The organism is Arenicella chitinivorans, from assembly GCF_014651515.1.
Classification (GTDB): Bacteria; Pseudomonadota; Gammaproteobacteria; order Arenicellales; family Arenicellaceae; genus Arenicella; species Arenicella chitinivorans.
Genome location: NZ_BMXA01000003.1, coordinates 209,935 through 226,665 on the forward strand (window position 1 = coordinate 209,935; position 16,731 = coordinate 226,665).

General features: G+C 50.9%; 12 protein-coding genes. 7 read left to right on the top strand and 5 right to left on the bottom strand.

All coding sequences use genetic code 11. The features are described from left to right. The first annotated feature begins 121 nt into the window (after nucleotides 1–121). The 6 genes from cyoA to IE055_RS10795 are packed head-to-tail and all read left to right on the top strand — an operon-like array spanning nucleotide 122 to nucleotide 5,822. Complete coding sequence (gene cyoA, locus IE055_RS10770; RefSeq protein ID WP_189400721.1) at nucleotides 122–970, top strand: ubiquinol oxidase subunit II; 849 nt, start codon at nucleotides 122–124, stop codon at nucleotides 968–970. After that, on the top strand, nucleotides 960–3,044 hold the full coding sequence (cyoB, locus tag IE055_RS10775) for a cytochrome o ubiquinol oxidase subunit I (RefSeq protein ID WP_189400723.1): 2,085 nt from the start codon (nucleotides 960–962) through the stop codon (nucleotides 3,042–3,044). Before cyoA ends, cyoB begins: the two co-directional genes overlap by 11 nt. A 9-nt stretch (nucleotides 3,045–3,053) precedes the next feature. Further along, nucleotides 3,054–3,677: a cytochrome o ubiquinol oxidase subunit III gene (gene cyoC / locus IE055_RS10780; RefSeq protein ID WP_189400725.1), complete on the top strand. Its 624-nt coding sequence runs from the start codon at nucleotides 3,054–3,056 to the stop codon at nucleotides 3,675–3,677. Continuing rightward, nucleotides 3,677–4,006 (top strand): cytochrome o ubiquinol oxidase subunit IV, encoded by a 330-nt coding sequence (cyoD, locus tag IE055_RS10785; RefSeq protein ID WP_189400727.1) that lies wholly within the window; start codon nucleotides 3,677–3,679, stop codon nucleotides 4,004–4,006. The genes cyoC and cyoD overlap by 1 nt, the downstream gene beginning before the upstream one ends. Before the next feature lie 2 nt (nucleotides 4,007–4,008). Further along, nucleotides 4,009–4,635, top strand: coding sequence for an SCO family protein (locus IE055_RS10790; protein ID WP_189400728.1), 627 nt, complete (start codon nucleotides 4,009–4,011; stop codon nucleotides 4,633–4,635). A gap of 5 nt (nucleotides 4,636–4,640) precedes the next feature. Further along, a complete protein-coding gene (locus tag IE055_RS10795; RefSeq protein ID WP_189400730.1) occupies nucleotides 4,641–5,822 on the top strand; it encodes a YbfB/YjiJ family MFS transporter in 1,182 nt (393 codons plus the stop codon). Between the two features lie 4 nt (nucleotides 5,823–5,826). Here the strand turns inward: IE055_RS10795 and IE055_RS10800 are convergent, their stop codons facing one another. Both IE055_RS10800 and IE055_RS10805 read right to left on the bottom strand, forming a co-directional pair. Beyond that, nucleotides 5,827–8,589, bottom strand: a complete 2,763-nt coding sequence (locus IE055_RS10800; protein WP_189400731.1) for a CehA/McbA family metallohydrolase — start codon at nucleotides 8,587–8,589, stop codon at nucleotides 5,827–5,829. After that, a complete protein-coding gene (locus IE055_RS10805; protein ID WP_189400733.1) occupies nucleotides 8,589–10,721 on the bottom strand; it encodes a carboxy terminal-processing peptidase in 2,133 nt (710 codons plus the stop codon). The genes IE055_RS10800 and IE055_RS10805 overlap by 1 nt, the downstream gene beginning before the upstream one ends. 229 nt (nucleotides 10,722–10,950) lie before the next feature. Here IE055_RS10805 and IE055_RS10810 point away from each other — a divergent pair, with 229 nt between their 5' ends. Then, nucleotides 10,951–11,493, top strand: coding sequence for a Z-ring associated ZapG family protein (locus tag IE055_RS10810; RefSeq protein ID WP_189400735.1), 543 nt, complete (start codon nucleotides 10,951–10,953; stop codon nucleotides 11,491–11,493). A 79-nt stretch (nucleotides 11,494–11,572) separates the two neighbouring features. Here the strand turns inward: IE055_RS10810 and IE055_RS10815 are convergent, their stop codons facing one another. From IE055_RS10815 to IE055_RS10825, 3 genes are all read right to left on the bottom strand, one after another. Further along, nucleotides 11,573–12,172, bottom strand: coding sequence for a MarC family protein (locus IE055_RS10815; protein ID WP_229794249.1), 600 nt, complete (start codon nucleotides 12,170–12,172; stop codon nucleotides 11,573–11,575). Nucleotides 12,173–12,376: 204 nt separating this feature from the next. Next, nucleotides 12,377–14,176: a M2 family metallopeptidase gene (locus IE055_RS10820; RefSeq protein WP_189400737.1), complete on the bottom strand. Its 1,800-nt coding sequence runs from the start codon at nucleotides 14,174–14,176 to the stop codon at nucleotides 12,377–12,379. Nucleotides 14,177–14,185: 9 nt separating this feature from the next. Further along, entirely contained in the window at nucleotides 14,186–15,742 is a 1,557-nt protein-coding gene (locus IE055_RS10825) for a peptide MFS transporter (RefSeq protein ID WP_189400739.1), read from the bottom strand. Between the last annotated feature and the right edge of the window lie 989 nt (nucleotides 15,743–16,731).

Consider the following 16,731-nt stretch of genomic DNA (forward strand, 5'->3'; position numbering starts at 1 on the left):
GATCTTATTCACGCAAAATCATGTGTCTTCACTTGCCTAACACATTGTTTTGCTTAAAATTTCACAAATTTCTGAAATTACAGTAATAAGATAAAGCCGTTCGAAGCGGTTCTGGTTCCCAATGTTACGAAACTTATTGAAGTTGGCCTGCGCTGCCGGGCTGTTGCTGACACTCAGCGCCTGCGATTTTCTGCTCTTCGATCCCAAAGGGCCGATAGCCGCAGAGCAAATGGAGCTGATTATCCTTTCTTTTGCCGTCATGCTCATCGTAGTGATACCGGTGTTCGTGATGACCTTTGTGTTCGCCATTAAGTACCGTGCAGGCAACGACAAGGCGGACTACCGGCCACTGTGGGAGCACTCTAATTTGGTTGAGATCGTGGTCTGGTCTGTGCCGCTCGTGATTATTGTGGTACTGGGCATCATCACCTATCGCACCTCTTTCTCGCTGGACCCGCGGCAGCCGATCGCTTCCGAGCAGCAAACCATGCGAATTCAGGTTGTTGCTCTGGATTGGAAGTGGCTGTTCATTTATCCGGAACAGGAAATTGCCACTGTGAACGAACTTGCGCTGCCGGTGGATACGCCTGTGGAATTCCTGATTACCTCGGACACAGTCATGAACTCATTTTTTGTGCCGCAGCTCGGTAGCATGATTTACGCCATGGCCGGAATGGAGAATCAACTGAACCTGATTGCGGATGAAACCGGCGTGTATCGAGGTTTGTCGGCAAATTACAGTGGGTTTGGTTTCTCTGGAATGAAATTCAAAGCGCACGTTAAGACGGAAGCTGAGTTCAAGCAATGGATCGCGGAAGTGAAGCGTGCTGCTAACCCTTTAAGCGAGCAGGCTTACCAACTGCTCAGCGTCAAGAGCAAAGACCACCCGGTCGAATACTACTCCTCGGTGAATCCGCTGATGTTTAATCGAATTATTGAAAAGTACACGGGAGAGCAAAATGGCGAATAGTGCGACTATTGTGACCAACCCTGATCCAATCTGGGGCAAGTTAACCCTCGACTCGATTCCGTTTCACGACCCAATTATTCTGACCACGGCGTTGGTGGTCATTATGGTTGGTGGCGGCGTGTTTGGTGCCATTATGTACTACGGTAAGCTGCGTTATCTGTGGGATGAATGGCTGACCAGTGTCGATCATAAAAAGATCGGAATTATGTACATCATTGCGGCGTTTATCATGCTGATACGCGGCTTTTCGGATGCCCTGTTGATGCGTTCACAGCAAGCCTTGGCCGTATCTGAATCCTCTGGAGTAGGGTATCTACCGCCGGAGCACTATGACCAGATTTTTACTGCGCACGGCGTGATCATGATCTTCTTTGTGGCAATGCCATTGATCGTGGGCTTGATGAATCTGGTGGTACCGCTGCAAATTGGCGCGCGTGATGTCGCTTTTCCATTCTTGAACTCTCTGAGTTTCTGGCTCTTCGTGGTGGGGGCTATGTTGGTCAATGCCTCGCTGGTGGTGGGCGAGTTTGCGGCCACCGGCTGGTTAGCGTATCCGCCGTTATCCGGGCTTGAATACAGCCCTTGGGTCGGCGTGGATTATTGGCTGTGGGCATTGCAGATATCCGGGGTCGGAACGTTACTGAGCGGCGTTAACTTCTTCGTGACCATCATTCGCATGCGGGCGCCGGGCATGAGCCTGATGAAGATGCCAGTATTTACCTGGACCTCTTTGTGCGCCAACGTGTTGATCATTCTGGCGTTTCCAATTCTGACCGTGACCATCACCTTGTTGACCTTGGATCGGTATATTGGAACCAACTTTTTTACCAATGAGTTGGGCGGGAATCAGATGATGTACGTCAATCTGATTTGGGCCTGGGGACACCCTGAAGTGTATATTCTGATTTTGCCGGCGTTCGGCATATTCTCAGAGGTGACGGCCACTTTTTCACGCAAGCGGTTGTTTGGGTACACCTCGTTAGTGTGGGCAACGGCCTGCATCATGTTCCTGTCATTCATTGTGTGGTTGCATCACTTCTTTACGATGGGGGCTGGTGCTAGTGTGAACGCCTTCTTTGGTATCGCTACGATGGTTATTTCGATACCGACCGGGGTGAAAATTTTCAACTGGTTGTTCACCATGTACAAAGGTCGGGTCACCTTTGACTCGCCAATGTGGTGGACCTGCGCATTCCTGATTACCTTTACGATTGGGGGGATGACTGGTGTGATGCTGGCGATCCCGGCGGCCAACTTTGTGTTGCACAACAGTCTGTTTTTGGTGGCGCACTTTCACAATGTGATTATTGGCGGTGCGTTATTTGGCTACTTTGCTGGACTCACTTACTGGTTTCCGAAGGCAACGGGTTTCAAACTTAACGAGACGCTTGGTAAGTGGGCGGCAGCGCTCTGGACCATCGGTTTCTTCTTGGCATTCATGCCGTTGTACGTATTGGGTTTTATGGGCATGACACGCCGTTTGAATTATTACGACAACCCAGTCTGGAATGACTGGCTATTGGTGGCCGGTGTCGGCGCGCTGGTGATCTTGGTGGCAATCTGTGTGCAGTTCTATCAAATTTTTGCCAGTATCCGTGATCGTAAGCAAAACCTCGATGTCACCGGTGATCCTTGGGGCGGGCGAACGCTGGAGTGGGCGACGTCATCGCCACCACCGTTTTACAATTTTGCGCGCACACCTCAGGTGGTGGATCGCGATCAATTCCAATATATGAAGGACCACGACTTGGCCTTTAAGCAGCCAGCAGACTACCAGCGGATTCATATGCCGAAGAATACGTGGGCGGGCATCGTGATTGCTGTGTTGTCCGGCATCATGGGCTTCGCCATGATCTGGCACGTATGGTGGCTGGCAATTGTAAGCACCCTGGCCATGTTCGGTAGCTTCATCGTCTATACCTTCCAGAAAAACAAGGATTACTACGTTGAGGTAGACGAGGTGAAAGCCATCGAGAACGCGTACTACGCGCGCATAAAACACACATCGAAAAGTGATACACAAGGTGAGGAAACTGAAACCGAGCCGGGTGTGCCACTGTCAATGCCAGCATAGGGGTTAGTTATGTCGACGATAGAAATACAACACGAGGCGGGCTACACAGGCTTTGTGAGTGAGGAACACCACCACGATTACGCGGGTGATACCTTGCTTGGCTTCTGGATTTACATCATGAGTGACTGCATTCTGTTCGCAACCCTGTTTGCGACCTATGCGGTACTGAGCGGTAGCTTCGCAGGTGGACTCACACCAGCTGATTTATTCGACTTGAATTTTGTGGCGGTGGAAACCGGGCTCTTGCTATTCAGTAGTTTCACCTTTGGCATGGCCATGTTGGGCGCACAGCAAAAGAATATGACGCAGTTATTGCTGTGGCTGGGGATTACGTTTGCCTTGGGTGGTGGCTTCTTAAGTATGGAATTGTATGAGTTCTATCACTTTTCGCACGAAGGTGCTGGTCCGACTTCCAGCGCCTACTGGTCAGCTTTCTACGCTTTGGTGGGCACGCACGGTCTACACGTGTTCGCCGGGATGTTCTGGATGGTCATCCTGGTAATTCATATTTTGAAAGATGGTATCACCGCCGAGAATCACACGCGTTTGTCGTGTCTCAGTTTGTTTTGGCACTTTCTCGATATTATCTGGATCTGTGTATTCAGTATGGTTTATTTGATGGGGGTAATGTAATGGCGACGCAAACTCACGGTGGTGCGGCCCACGGCAGCGTTAAAGAATATGTGTGGGGCCTCATCTGGTCCATTGTGCTGACCGCAATTCCATTTGCACTGGTGATGTCCGGATCATTCAGCAATGGTCTGACACTGGCAATTATCCTGCTGTGCGCAATTGCACAGGTATTCGTGCAGCTCGTGTTCTTTCTGCATATGAATGGCGACTCCGATCAGTTGTGGAATACGACGTCGGGGGTCTTCATTGTGCTGATTGTGGCGATCGTTGTTCTTGGCTCGATTTGGATCATGCAGCACTTGAATCACAATATGTTGATGGGTCATTAAGCATGAGCGGGCAAGGGCAGGTTTCACAGCGCGCCATCAAGCTAACAGTCATCGGCGTTTTTCTGGCGCTGGGCGTGGTGGTCGGTTTGTTCTTTCTAACCGTGGACGCGGACTTTGATAACCCCAAGCGTTCATTCGCCGATCTGGGCGGTGATTTCACATTGCAGTCGACTGAGGGCCCAGTGTCCCTCCGTGATTTCCACGGCAAAGTGGTGGTTATGTATTTTGGGTTTTTGAGCTGCCCCGAGGTCTGTCCTAACTCAATGGGTGTGATCAGTACCGCGCTAAACCGTTTGTCCGAAGACCAGTTGGCGTCGACACAAGCTTTGTTGATCAGCGTTGACCCCGCACGTGACAGCGTCGATGCGTTGGCCGAGCATGCGCGGTTTTACCATCCGAATGTGATCGGTTTAACCGGCACGACGCAGAGCATCGATCAGGTCACCGAGCAATATGGCGCTTACTACAATATTTCAGAGATTGAGTCGCAACGCGAAGACTACGGCGTTGAGCATTCGTCGCGGTATTACGTGATTGATCAACGTGGAAAACTAATCACGGCAATGCGGCACAGCACTACGCCGAATGAACTTTATACACAATTATCCGAACTTCTGAGCCAAGGTTAACAGTCATGGTGTTTATCAAACAATATTATCGACCGAATCGCTACTCCGTTATGTTCGCTGGGGTTTGTGCTCTGGTGTTAACAATGGGGATCGCACGTTACGCATTTACCCCAATGATTCCGTATATGCAAGACCAAACTGGGATGTCCGAAGGCCTGGCAGGCTGGTTGGCTGGGTGGAGCTATATTGGCTATCTGGTTGGGTTGTTTATGGTTTGGTTAATGCGGGACCTGCGCTTGAAGGATTACTTTTTTCGCTATGGTTTGTTTATTGCGGTTTTTACCACGGCGATTATGGCGTTTCACGACCATCGCCTGGTGTGGTATCTGAGTCGATTCTTCGCCGGTATTTCGACCGCGTTGGGTTTCATGCTCGGAACCGGTCTCGTGTTGAAATGGTTGTTGCACAATAACCAGAAGCAGGAGATGGGTCTGCACTTCGCGGGTGTTGGGACTGGGATTGTGGTGGGTGCGATCGTGGTCGATTTTGCCGCCAACAGTCTATTTGGTGGTTTGGGCTGGCGTGGTCAGTGGCTGGCACTAGCGGGTGTGGGTGCTTTACTGTTAGTGCCCGCGTTCTTGTTGATGCCGTTTCCGGCATCGGAACAAATAGAAGAGTCGGCGCGCATCAATCGTACGGAAGAACCATCCAAGCGTTGGTTGACGTTACTGACCATCGCTTACGTCTGTGCCGGATTTAGTAACACTGTCAATATCACGTTTACTTCGCTGATTACCGAATACATTCCGTTGGAGAATCAAGGCACGCTTATGTGGTTGTTTGTCGGACTGGCGGCAGCACCAGCGCCATTTGTGTGGGATCGAATCGCGCGTAAGGTCGGGTATCTCAATGCGATTCGTGCGGCCTTTGCGGTCAATATTGCGAGTAACTTCTTGATGACTGCGTCAGTCTCCTACGCGGCTATTGTGATCAGCTCCTTGAGCTTTGGTTTCGCGTTTATGGGGATTGTTTCATTGACCTTGACTATCATCGGTAATAAGTATCGTTACCGTGCTACGCAGGTGATGGCGCAGCTAACGCTGGGCTACTGTATTGCGCAAATCATCTCGCCAATTATGGCGGGTGTGATTGCCGAACAGAGTGGCAGCTTTAATCTAGCCTTGTTTGTGGTTAGTGGGATTATGGTGCTCGGTATGCTCTGCCTAAGTTTAATGCATCGAGAGTAGCGCGTTAGAGGCCTGGTGGTGTCCAGACACCATCGGCGTTGACATCCACATAGATGGGGTTGCTAAACGCGTAAGGCGTCAGACCGGGATAGACGTCGAGGTACGCCGGAGTTGGTTCACCGCTAGCTTCCAGCGTGACAAACGCATCTTGGTCAAACTCCATGGGTATTAGCAATTTATGTTCTGTCTTGCCGGGCGTGAGATCATATTCCTCAATGGTGACCCCATTGACCTGCAATCGCACTTGGTTGAGAGGAATCCAGTCCACCGATTGGATAGTGACATCAAGTTGCGCCCGCTCAGCCTGCACGGTGCCTCCCATGCTCACGCCATTGAGTTTAACTTCTAACATTGGCCCGGTAGTGCCGTAGGCGTCTCCCCGTTTGAGGGACTTGAGGAATTCAGACTGATTGAAGTGGGGTACGCGATCATCGCTGATCTTTACCATGGTTCTGGGAACAGCGACTTGCACGTCACTGCCATGTGAATCACTGTTCGCAGTGCCAACAAGGCGATAGCCCTGTTTTACGAAAGACAGCCAGTCCTGTCGAATGGCCTGAATACGCTCTTGATAATGCTCACCACCGGGATTAATGACTTCAATCAAATCAAAGCTAAGGTCACTCAAGCCGGTGTTCTTGTCGGTTTCGATCAGCAGGTTATTCGGGGAGCTGTGGAGTGGCTGATGCGGATTATACGGATGTCCAGCACTGCCCATGTGATCGAGAAACTGGCCATGATCGACAATCTCAGACCAGTTAGAAGGTAGGGTGTCGCCGCTTAAACGCATATCCAATCGTGGGTGATTCAATTGCACGACCACCTCGGGTTCGCGCTGTTTAACATCGTGGATGATCTCGCGCCAACGTCGATTTTCATGGTTAATCATGCCGCGCCGATACGCTAACGGGTCGGGCGTATAAGGGAAAAAATTAGCATGTCCGCCGGTATAGGGGTTCAGAGCGGTCGGCAATAGGCTGGTTATCTCTGCTGCGGCGATGGCGGTTATCCTATTTGCGACACCCAAGGCCTCGATCTTGGGTTGAAAATCAACGGGAATGTCGTGCTCACTGGACACCATAACCTCACCATTTTCAGCCACGAAAGTGCGTACGCGCTCCGTTTCTGCAAAAGCATTATCATAACTGGCACCAGAGTGAACATGCAGATCGGCAGCGATGTAGCCTGGGGTCTTCAGCTGACGTTTTGGAATGGGAACAATTAGGTCCGTTGTGCTTTCGGCTCGCACCGAGATGTTCACTGATTCAAGCGAATGTTCTAAGCCGTGAACCGCGTATACTCGATAATCGCCAGGTGCAAGTTCAATATAATTTGGGTCGCTATCGACCCCGGCTAGAAATACTTGCGACACAGGCGTTGCCGTGTGGTTCTGGTCACCGTTGCGTACTGAGAAGCCGGTGTAAGTGTCGGTGAAATTCGGATCAGGCGTGCCGTTTAGGCCCTTAAATACGAGGCGCATAGGATGCCCTTGAGGCAGCCGCAATCGTGGGGCCGGCGGCAGCACCAACATCGGAATAAATTGATCGCCTTGCGCCACATTCACCGTTTTCTGCAGTCGGCGACCGGCGCTGGCAACCACGTCCAGTAGATACTGACCAGTGGGGAGCCGGAGCGAAAATTCACCGTTGGCTTGTGGGCGGACGTGGGTTATCGGGTTGCCACGTGCATCGCGCACGTGAATCGCAACATCGGGTTCGCTGACCTCTCCGCTCAACGTTGCGGCATCGCTGAACAACTGGTCAGTGATTGAGGCGACGTCGCCGTGTCGGCCAACGTAGACGATTTCTTCTGTCTCAAGTATGTCCTCGCCTAGGTCTAGCAGCAACAACTGCGGCAATTGTAGCCAGCCGATTTGGGAGCCATCGCCGATGTAAAAGGTGTCGCTGAGTACCAGCATTGCATTGGATGAGTCGTCTGCGAGCATGAAAAAAGGTACCGAATAGCGGTCTTCGCCATCAACCCGCTCGGCTTTCACCATTCGCCAACCATAGCTGATGCTCTGTACGGCATCAGGTGGGCTGGGCGTGATGATCATGTCGGCATCGCGTGCCGCCTCGGGGATTGCACTTTGCCCCCGCTCCACAAAGTCTTCATTCTGAAAGCCATTTGACCGCGCGGGGTATTGGCTGTTGAACACAAAGGGTTCCAAGGAATGCAGATTAAAGTTTAGACTGGAGTAGAACTTGAGATCCGGCGCATTATGCAATTGCTTTTGAATGTGCAACTCGGTGGGTGCTTGCGTCGACAGGGTGTAACGCGTTTGCATCTTAGCCGTGCCTTGGGTGCTGTGGACGATGACCACGGCACTGGCATCCGTCAGTTGAGTCTCGATACGCTGGGCATCCATCGGCAAGCGTCGACTGCCATTGAGCAGATCGTGAAATGACGCAAAATACTCGTCTTCACGATCACAGAAGCCGAGGTCAACCAGACTACCACCACGCGTAGAAAACTCACTCTCGTGGTGAACGTCAGAAATGATGGCGCACAAGGTGCCGTTGCTCACAAACCAGTCTCCAATGCCCCCTATGGCGTCCGGGCCCTGTCGAATCAGGCTGGCCGCATTGTCAGCGGTAATGCGTGTCACAACCAGTGGCGCGTACCTGGCTAGCTCACTGGTCAATTGGCTGCCGCTGACCTGCGGTGTATTGGTGGTCGTGGTGTGCGCATGGTCAGAGTGCGCGGACACTACACTGGCCGATAGCCAGAAGCAGGCCGTGAGGGCCTGGCGAGCACCTGCTGCCATTATGGGCTGCTTGGCAGGTCGCTGGCCTTGGTGATCACGGCTTTGCTGTACTGGTTCATATCGTTCAGAATTTGTGCCGCTTCAGTGTGGATGACTGTATTCCAGTGTTCATCGTCACCTGGTAATGGATTGTCTTTGCGTGTCTCCATCGTGACAGCGTCCAAGCCCAGCGACGCACGATAGGCATTCAAGTCTTGCAACGATTGACTCTCCTGCTGGTCGCGAGTTTCCTGGCGCTCGGCCATATTCAATGACAACTGCTTTATTTTTTTGTTTTCCATAATGCGGGCGGCGTTGCGGCGCAGTAGTGTAAATGCGGGAGAACGCTCGGTTCGCATAATATGTTTGGATTTTAAGGTCTCGAGCAGTGTGGTTGGGAACGAGCCTGCTTGGTAATCAGCCGCTTGGGTTTGCGACCACGGCAGCGCGTTATCGTACGAACGCTCACCAAATTCTGGGTCTTCTTCACCCGAATTCAACAACAGATCAGGAATCACGCCGCGATGCTGTGTGCTGCTGCCGCTGATACGGAAGAACTGGGCGTTGGTAAATTTAATTTTACTTTTTCGGTCGGTGCTGCGGTCGCGCAATGCACGCGGATACTGCACTGTGCCTTTTCCGAAAGACCGCTCACCAACGATCAGAGCTCGGCCATAATCCTGCATGGCGCCCGCGAAAATTTCTGACGCAGATGCGCTGTAACGATCAATCAGAACAACCATGGGGCCATCGTAGACAATGCGAGAGTCGGTATCGCGGTGTACTCGCCGTTGGCCGGGCTGTGAGCCGACTACCTGTACGACCGGGCCACGTTCGATGAAAAGCCCCGTCAAACTGATCGCTTCATTGAGGTAGCCTCCGCCGTTCCCGCGCAAATCGAGAATCAATCCTTCGGCGTCAGATTTTTTAACCTGTTGCAGTAAATGCTCAACGTCGCTGGTGGTGGCCACCAGTTTGCCGCCGCCACGGGCGACCTGATCTGCATTGGAGTAGAACGATGGAATACTAATCACCGCGTACTTGCGTTCCAGATTCCCGTCCGGGATTGTCACTTCGCTGAGTTTGGCAGCTTGATCTTCCAATTGCACAAGATCGCGAACCAGCTCTATTCGAACCGGTGGTGATCCGGGTGCCATGTCGCTCGGCAGAATGTCGAGTCTTACCTTGGTGCCTTTATCGCCACGGATCATTTGTACTACGTCATTCAAGCGCCAGCCGATCACATTGATCATTTCGCCGTCTTCTTGGCCGACGGCGATGATTTTGTCCTCGGCTTCTATCGCACCGCTTTTTTCCGCTGGGCCGCCTTTAAGAATTCGATTGATTACAGTGTAGTCTTCATCCGTGGTCAGTGCGGCACCAATGCCCGTCAATTGCAGAGACATGCCGATTTCGAAGTTTTCGGCGGTCACGTGCGACATATAGGTGGTGTGTGGGCCATGATCACGGGTGAATGAATTCATGTACCACTCAAACACCTCGTCGGCTTTGAGTTGAAAAATCACATCCCGTTGACGTTGGTAACGACGCTTAAGGTTGTCACGGACTTCACTGATCGGCGTTTTCGCCATCAGCTGTTGCATGGTGTCGTTCTTGATACGTTTCACCCAACGCTGATCGATTTCTTTTTCATTTTCCGCCCAAGTGTAGCTATCGCGATCGATGTTGAGTGTGTCGTTCTGTGTGTAATCGAAATCCTGTTCGATCAACTGCATAATCTTTTGAGTACGCGCTTCCATCTTGTGGCGGAAGACCTTAAATATATCGAACGCGACCTGCGCGTCGCGGCGCTTTAGCAGGTCATCGAGCTTATACCGGTAAGGCTCGAACTCGGCGATGTCCTGCTGGGTGAAGAAGACTTTGTTCGGGTCTAAGGTTTCCAGATACTCTTCAAAAATGCGCGCGGAGTAATTGTCATCCAGGGTCTTGGGCGCATAGTGACCAAACTGCAAAAAATACAGAGTTTTATGAATATCAAAAGCCAGGTCGGGCGTCATCTTCAATTCTGACTCAGCCACTTCCTGTACGTCGGCGTGGACCAAGGCTGGCAGCATTGCCAAAACGGCAGCACTAACCAGTGAAATGTGACGAACACCATTACTGAGTGCTTTTATCTGATTTTTTTTCAACATGAATCTTTCCAACAAACGACATTATTCTTATGGCCTCCTATTATAGAGGATGCGTGTATACGACATTTGGTTACTATTTCGAAACGGTAATCCCCCGTGTAACAATGCTCAAGTATGGTTAGCGGAACGCCCGAAGATAGCTGTGACTGGGTGCTCGGATGTGAGCTGCTCACGGCATATGTCGTACAATTACCTACACAAACCTAGTTTTACCCTTTTAGAGATCAAGATGGAACCAGAATTATTACATTTTACCCTCGTATTTTTGCTCGGCGCCGCCGTTGGCATCGTCATTATGTTATTGGTCAACAAGCTACGCAGTGGCTCAGCAGCGCCGCGAAATGTCCAGCAGGAGTTTGATAGCTACCAAGCCGAAGTCGAACATCACTTCGAAGAAACATCGAAGAAGTTCAAAAACATGACGGAACAATACCAGGAGTTGTATCAGCATCTGTCAATCGGCGCGACCTCACTTTGCCGCCCGGACAGCGTCGCAGCTGCGTTGGCGGACGCGCGTTCGCCAATGGATAAACTGGTGGACTTGTCGGATTCAGAAGAAAAATCTTCGGCTGATAAACACGTGAACGCTCAGCCTGGCGATGCGCTGGAAGATGCGGTTGTGAAACCGGTCTCAACCGCTGCGCCGACCATGGCTGACCAAAACATTAATGCCGACGTCGTAGATACGCGCGCGGATGCAGCAAAAAAGCCCGCCGTTGACGCCGAGACGAATGCACCAAAGAAACCACCGACTGGTGATAAAAAGGCCTAAGCCAGAGCCTTACGTCAGAGAAGGTGGTGATCCGCCACCTTCTCGTTCAAATCGTGGGGTACGCTCATGCGGCGTGTCACTAGCTTTGCGTGGCGATAAAAGTGATAAATTCCGCGATGCCATCCATAAGCATCTGTATTGCAATAGCCACCAGAATCATTCCCATTAGGCGCTCAATCGCGATGAGCCCGCGGTTGCGCAAAATTTTGGCCAATGGCCCAGCCGCCAATAAAATAACCCCCGTCACAAGCCATGCGGCAAACAAAGCACCAAGCCATACTGGCCACTTTTCCGGCTCACCATTCATAATCAGCAATAGCGTGGCGAGCGCAGAAGGGCCTGCTACATAGGGGATCGCCAGCGGGACAATAAATGGTTCTTCTTCATTTTTGACGTCTGTTTCGTTGGCTGGCGGAAAGATCATTTTGATGGCGATCAAAAATAGAATAATACCGCCAGTGGCTGTTAACGCAGGCTCCGAAATATGCAGTGCGGACAAAAATGCCTGACCTGAAAACAGGAATATCACCATCACCAAGAGGGCGATTAACAGCTCACGCATAATGACTTTTACACGTCTGGCCGGTTCAACATTCTTGAGTGCAGTGAGATACAGCGGGATATTTCCCAGCGGATCCATGACTAAAAATAACAACAGGGCGGCGGAGAGAAAGGTCATGATTGGTTGGCTCCTGTGATCAAAATTGGCACGTTATTGGCTCGTCTTGAAAAAAACGCAGAGTGCCACGATGCTGACAGGAGTACAAGCTTTCCCGGCGTTGCCGGACTCCGGCTCGATCTATCTCAGTTGTCCGTTTGGCTGAGAGAATCGATACCCGAGCAGCATCGGTGGCTCGGGTATCGATTTAGCATGAAGGTTGAACTACCAGCCGCACTGACGGCCTTGGTTTTGCTCTTTCAGGTAGGCATTTAGCGGAGCGAAGTAATCGATGATCGCACTACCGTCCATCTTGCGTTGTCCAGTCAGCGCTTCCATAGCATCCGGCCATGGCTTGCTCTGCCCCATAGCCAGCATGTCGCCAAGCGCTTTACCTGCATCTTTGTTTCCGTAGATCGAGCATTCATGCAGCGGGCCAGTGTGTCCGGCCTTTTCGCACAGCGCCTTGTGGAACTGGAATTGCATGATGAACGACAGGAAGTAACGCGTATATGGCGTGTTGCCAGGGATGTGGTACTTTGCACCAGCGTCAAAGTCTGCCTCGGTACGTTCAACCGGTGCGGCGATGCCCTGATACTCGGTACGTAATTCCCACCAGCCCTTATTGTAGTCTTCTGGTGCGATTTCACCTGAAAATACTTTCCAGCGCCACTCGTCGATCATTTTGCCAAATGGTAGAAAGGCAATTTTTTCGAGTGCCAACTTCATCTGTTTGTTGAGGGTTGCCTCTGGGCTTTCTTCAACCTTATCTATAAGACCTTTCGCCTGCAAATAGCTCGGTGTCATCGATAGTTGTATCGTATCGCCAATGGCTTCGTGGAAACCGTCATGTGCACCGCCTTTAAAGATCGGTGGCAAATCTTTATACATCAGATAGTAGTAGATATGCCCCAGCTCGTGATGCAGGGTGCCGAATTGCTCTTCGGTGATTTCGACGCATTGTTTGATCCGTGGATCGTTGCCGTTGTCGAGGTCCCAGGCGCTGGCGTGACAGACGACGTTACGGTCGCGCGGCTTCTTGATCAGCGAGTTCTCATAGAAGCTTTCTGGCAGTGCGGGCAGACCTAATGAGGTAAAAAAACCCTCGGCTGTTTGCACCATGCGTTTTTCATCGTAGTTTTGTTCGTTGAGCGCTTTGGTGACATCCAAGGATGCGACGCCCGCATGAGGCTCCATAATCGGGTAAATGTTTTCCCAGGTCTGTGACCACATGTTACCGAGCAAATGGGCCGGAATGGGTTTATCCAGTGGTACTTTATCGGCACCATACTGTTCACTCAATTTAGCGCGAACGTGACAGTGCAGTTCATCATAAAACGGCTTAACCTGATCCCATAGGCGGCGTGCTTCGACTGTAAATTCGCTGGGGCTCATGTCGTAATTGGATTTCCACGCGTCGGCTAAATCCGCGTAGCCAGAGTCTTTTGCGCCCTGATTTGCGAGTTCGACGAAGCGTTGATACTGCTCGCGGTAGGCAGGCGACACTGTACGCCAGCCGCGCCATACGTCGAGCAGTTCGTCATAGTCACGCGATTCAGCCAGCACTTTCTCCAGTTCCTGAAGTTCACGACATTCACCTGCTTCATTGCAGTAACTGCCAGAACCGTACGCGCCTTCCATCTCTGTCAAAACTTGTGCGAGTTCAGCGCGTAATTGCGCATCGTTGGGGGCGGGCGCCGCAGAACCACGTAGCATTAACTCGATGGCTCGGGCAGTGGTTGGGTCCATTTTTTGCCCCTTATACTGCTTGGCTTGATTAAACACTTTACTCTCGAATTCGAGTGAGCGTTCGCCAGCTTTGGCGGCCAGCACACCTGTGTCTTTGGTAATATAGGTGCTGCGAACCCAATAGGCGGCTTCGATTTCCTTGGCCAGTTCTTGACCTTCTTTCTGTACTCGTTCGACAAAATCTTTAGCAGATTCTGGTTTGTGGTCGTCCGCCAGCACGGGCGCGCTGCTCAGGCAGGCCGCGATGGCAACACCGATAGATAGTTTATTTAACATGGTTTTCTCCTAGCTGTTTTGAGCGTTGGCTTGCTGAACTTCAGTCTCCCAGTTCTTGGAAAACAGGCTAAGCAGTAGGATAACCGCCCCGATGGCGACGCTGAACAACACAATTTGCATGTACAATCCGGGCATTTCAGACACGTTTTCTGGGTCAAAGTTGCCGGCGAAGATGCCCGCAATGATGTTGCCGATTGAGTAGGTCAGAACAAACACGCCCATCATTTGTCCAAGGTAGCGTTTTGGTGATAATTTGGACACTGCGCTTAAGGCAATCGGGCTAATAATGAGTTCGCCACAGGTATGCAAGAAGTAGGTTAGGATCAGCCAGAATGCGGCCGCTTTCATGCCGGTAGCGGCGATTTGGGCGGCGTAGTACATGGCAATAAATCCGCTGGCCATAATGATCAAACCAATCGCACATTTAATGCCATAGGCTGGCGACACCATGCGCTGGCCGAGTTTGATCCACATGGCGGCAAAGAACGGTGAGAGCAGGATGATGAAGGTTGAGTTTGCGGACTGGAACCAAGCGGTGGGAATTTCAGTCAAGCCAAACAAGCCTAATGAGTCGGTGGCGCGATCAGTGTAGTCGCGAGCGAACAGGTTCAATGTGGAACCGGCTTGTTCGAAACCCGACCAGAAACAGGCCGACGCGATACACACGAGTAGCAGGGCCAACATGCCTTTTTTCTCAACGGAGTTAAGATTTCCGCCGAAGTAGATCGCACCAAAATAAATGATAAAAACCGCGGTGAAAACCACAGCCACGTACTGCGACAATGAAACCGGGTTGATCTTTAATAAGCCGGTCATCGTCGCCAGTGTCACAGCTGCCAAGCCGATAATAAACGCAGCAATGGTGGCCCAAGAGCGTTTGTTACCGTTGTCCGATAATGGTTGGATTGGCGCTGCGCCAACGCCATTCAATGCACCAACGGTCTTTCGGAACTGAATCAAGCCGACACCCATACCGACAGCTGCTGCGCCAAATGCCCAGTGCGCGCCGAAGCCTTCAGCTTCGTAGAAATAACCGCATACGGTGTAGCCAATTAGCGATCCGATATTGATACCCATGTAATAGATCGCATAGCCACTGTCGCGGCGGTTATCCGTTGCGCTGTATAGCTGTCCGACTAATGCACCAATATTAGGCTTCAACAACCCAGTGCCAAGAACCACGAGAATAAGTCCGATGAAGAATGTCTGGTTGTTCGGTATTGCTAACACAATGTGTCCACACATGATGATGATACCGCCGTACCAAACGGCGCGTTGACTGCCGATCAGGCGATCAGCCATCCAACCTCCGGGGAGGCCCATAAAATAGACCGACGCGGTGTACAAGCCGTAGATCGCAGTGGCGACGGCTGTTGTAAGTGCTAATCCGCCTTCGTTAATTGAGGCCGTTAGGAACAGTACTAATAGGCCGCGCATGCCGTAATAACTCATGCGTTCCCACATTTCAGTGAAGAATAAAGTTTTCAGTCCACGCGGGTGGCCAAAGAACGAGGTATCCATTGTGTTTGAGTCTGGGCTCAAGGCACCTTCGGTAGTTTGATTCATAGGTTTACCTAATTTTGTATTTATATATTTATGGCTCGGCGGGTTACGAAGATTCGTGGAGCTCAACGCCGCACAGAGCTTGATTAAAAGTTTAATTAGCTCGGCCACTTTGCCGCATAAATGCAGCAGATAGGGCTGCAGAAGCATGAAAATATCATACTTTGATTTTTTTTCCGCCTATCTCAGATCAACACCTTGAATGTGAGTTGCATTGTGAAAGGTTGGCGGGTATCGCTTTGCAGTCGCGATTCGACGAGGGATTGGCGTCGATTGATGCTGCGGTTTGTAAATACCAAGTGATGATTATGCGGCATGACTGGAACGCATTCGGGGCGTGCCAATGCTGATAAAAATTCTCAGTATTGTTAACGGTTTGCGTGTCATTTTAGCGTTGAGTGTTGGTCAAAAATCCGCTTCTATAACGCTCTGTATCACACGCATAATGGCATCGTCCTGAGCGCCTGACGACGACGCGCGTCTTAGAAAATCGCTGGGAATTTAGGGTGGAGCAGGATATACGGTTATTGTCATTAATGCCGCATAATATTCTTTATTTATGGGGATAATCGCAGGACATGCTGGGCGGCTTAATGAATTTAGATAAGTGTGCGATTTTAGCAACGCAATTTGAAGTGAAAAATCGTTCGTTTGATCGCCCGCTCGCCGAATTTTCTTTTTTTATACAATGGTTTAGGTGTAAAAGATTGGGCTTGGATTAGGTGCCACCCAGGGTGTGGCGTAATAGACACAGGTTAGCACTTCGAATGCGTGATTTACCACAAATCATATATTGTCTTCTTATCCGGTCTGTAATAAGCTGGTAACAAATTAAGGGTGACCAGTGCTTCCACGAGTGTACGTCTCCTTAGTTATTCAGCCACCCGAGTGCGCAATGTTGTGCAGACTCGGGTTTGTGTGTTCTGACCCAATTATCAACGCGAGAATTACTTGTTCCCAATCCTACGTTCTGATCCATTGTGTTCGTGCAT

Coding starts and splice junctions, on each gene's coding strand:
- cyoA (WP_189400721.1), top strand. CDS start 122: ATGTTACGAAACTTATTGAAGTTGGCCTGCGCTGCCGGGCTGTTGCTG.
- cyoB (WP_189400723.1), top strand. CDS start 960: ATGGCGAATAGTGCGACTATTGTGACCAACCCTGATCCAATCTGGGGC.
- cyoC (WP_189400725.1), top strand. CDS start 3,054: ATGTCGACGATAGAAATACAACACGAGGCGGGCTACACAGGCTTTGTG.
- cyoD (WP_189400727.1), top strand. CDS start 3,677: ATGGCGACGCAAACTCACGGTGGTGCGGCCCACGGCAGCGTTAAAGAA.
- IE055_RS10790 (WP_189400728.1), top strand. CDS start 4,009: ATGAGCGGGCAAGGGCAGGTTTCACAGCGCGCCATCAAGCTAACAGTC.
- IE055_RS10795 (WP_189400730.1), top strand. CDS start 4,641: ATGGTGTTTATCAAACAATATTATCGACCGAATCGCTACTCCGTTATG.
- IE055_RS10800 (WP_189400731.1), bottom strand. CDS start 8,589: ATGGCAGCAGGTGCTCGCCAGGCCCTCACGGCCTGCTTCTGGCTATCG.
- IE055_RS10805 (WP_189400733.1), bottom strand. CDS start 10,721: ATGTTGAAAAAAAATCAGATAAAAGCACTCAGTAATGGTGTTCGTCAC.
- IE055_RS10810 (WP_189400735.1), top strand. CDS start 10,951: ATGGAACCAGAATTATTACATTTTACCCTCGTATTTTTGCTCGGCGCC.
- IE055_RS10815 (WP_229794249.1), bottom strand. CDS start 12,172: ATGACCTTTCTCTCCGCCGCCCTGTTGTTATTTTTAGTCATGGATCCG.
- IE055_RS10820 (WP_189400737.1), bottom strand. CDS start 14,176: ATGTTAAATAAACTATCTATCGGTGTTGCCATCGCGGCCTGCCTGAGC.
- IE055_RS10825 (WP_189400739.1), bottom strand. CDS start 15,742: ATGAATCAAACTACCGAAGGTGCCTTGAGCCCAGACTCAAACACAATG.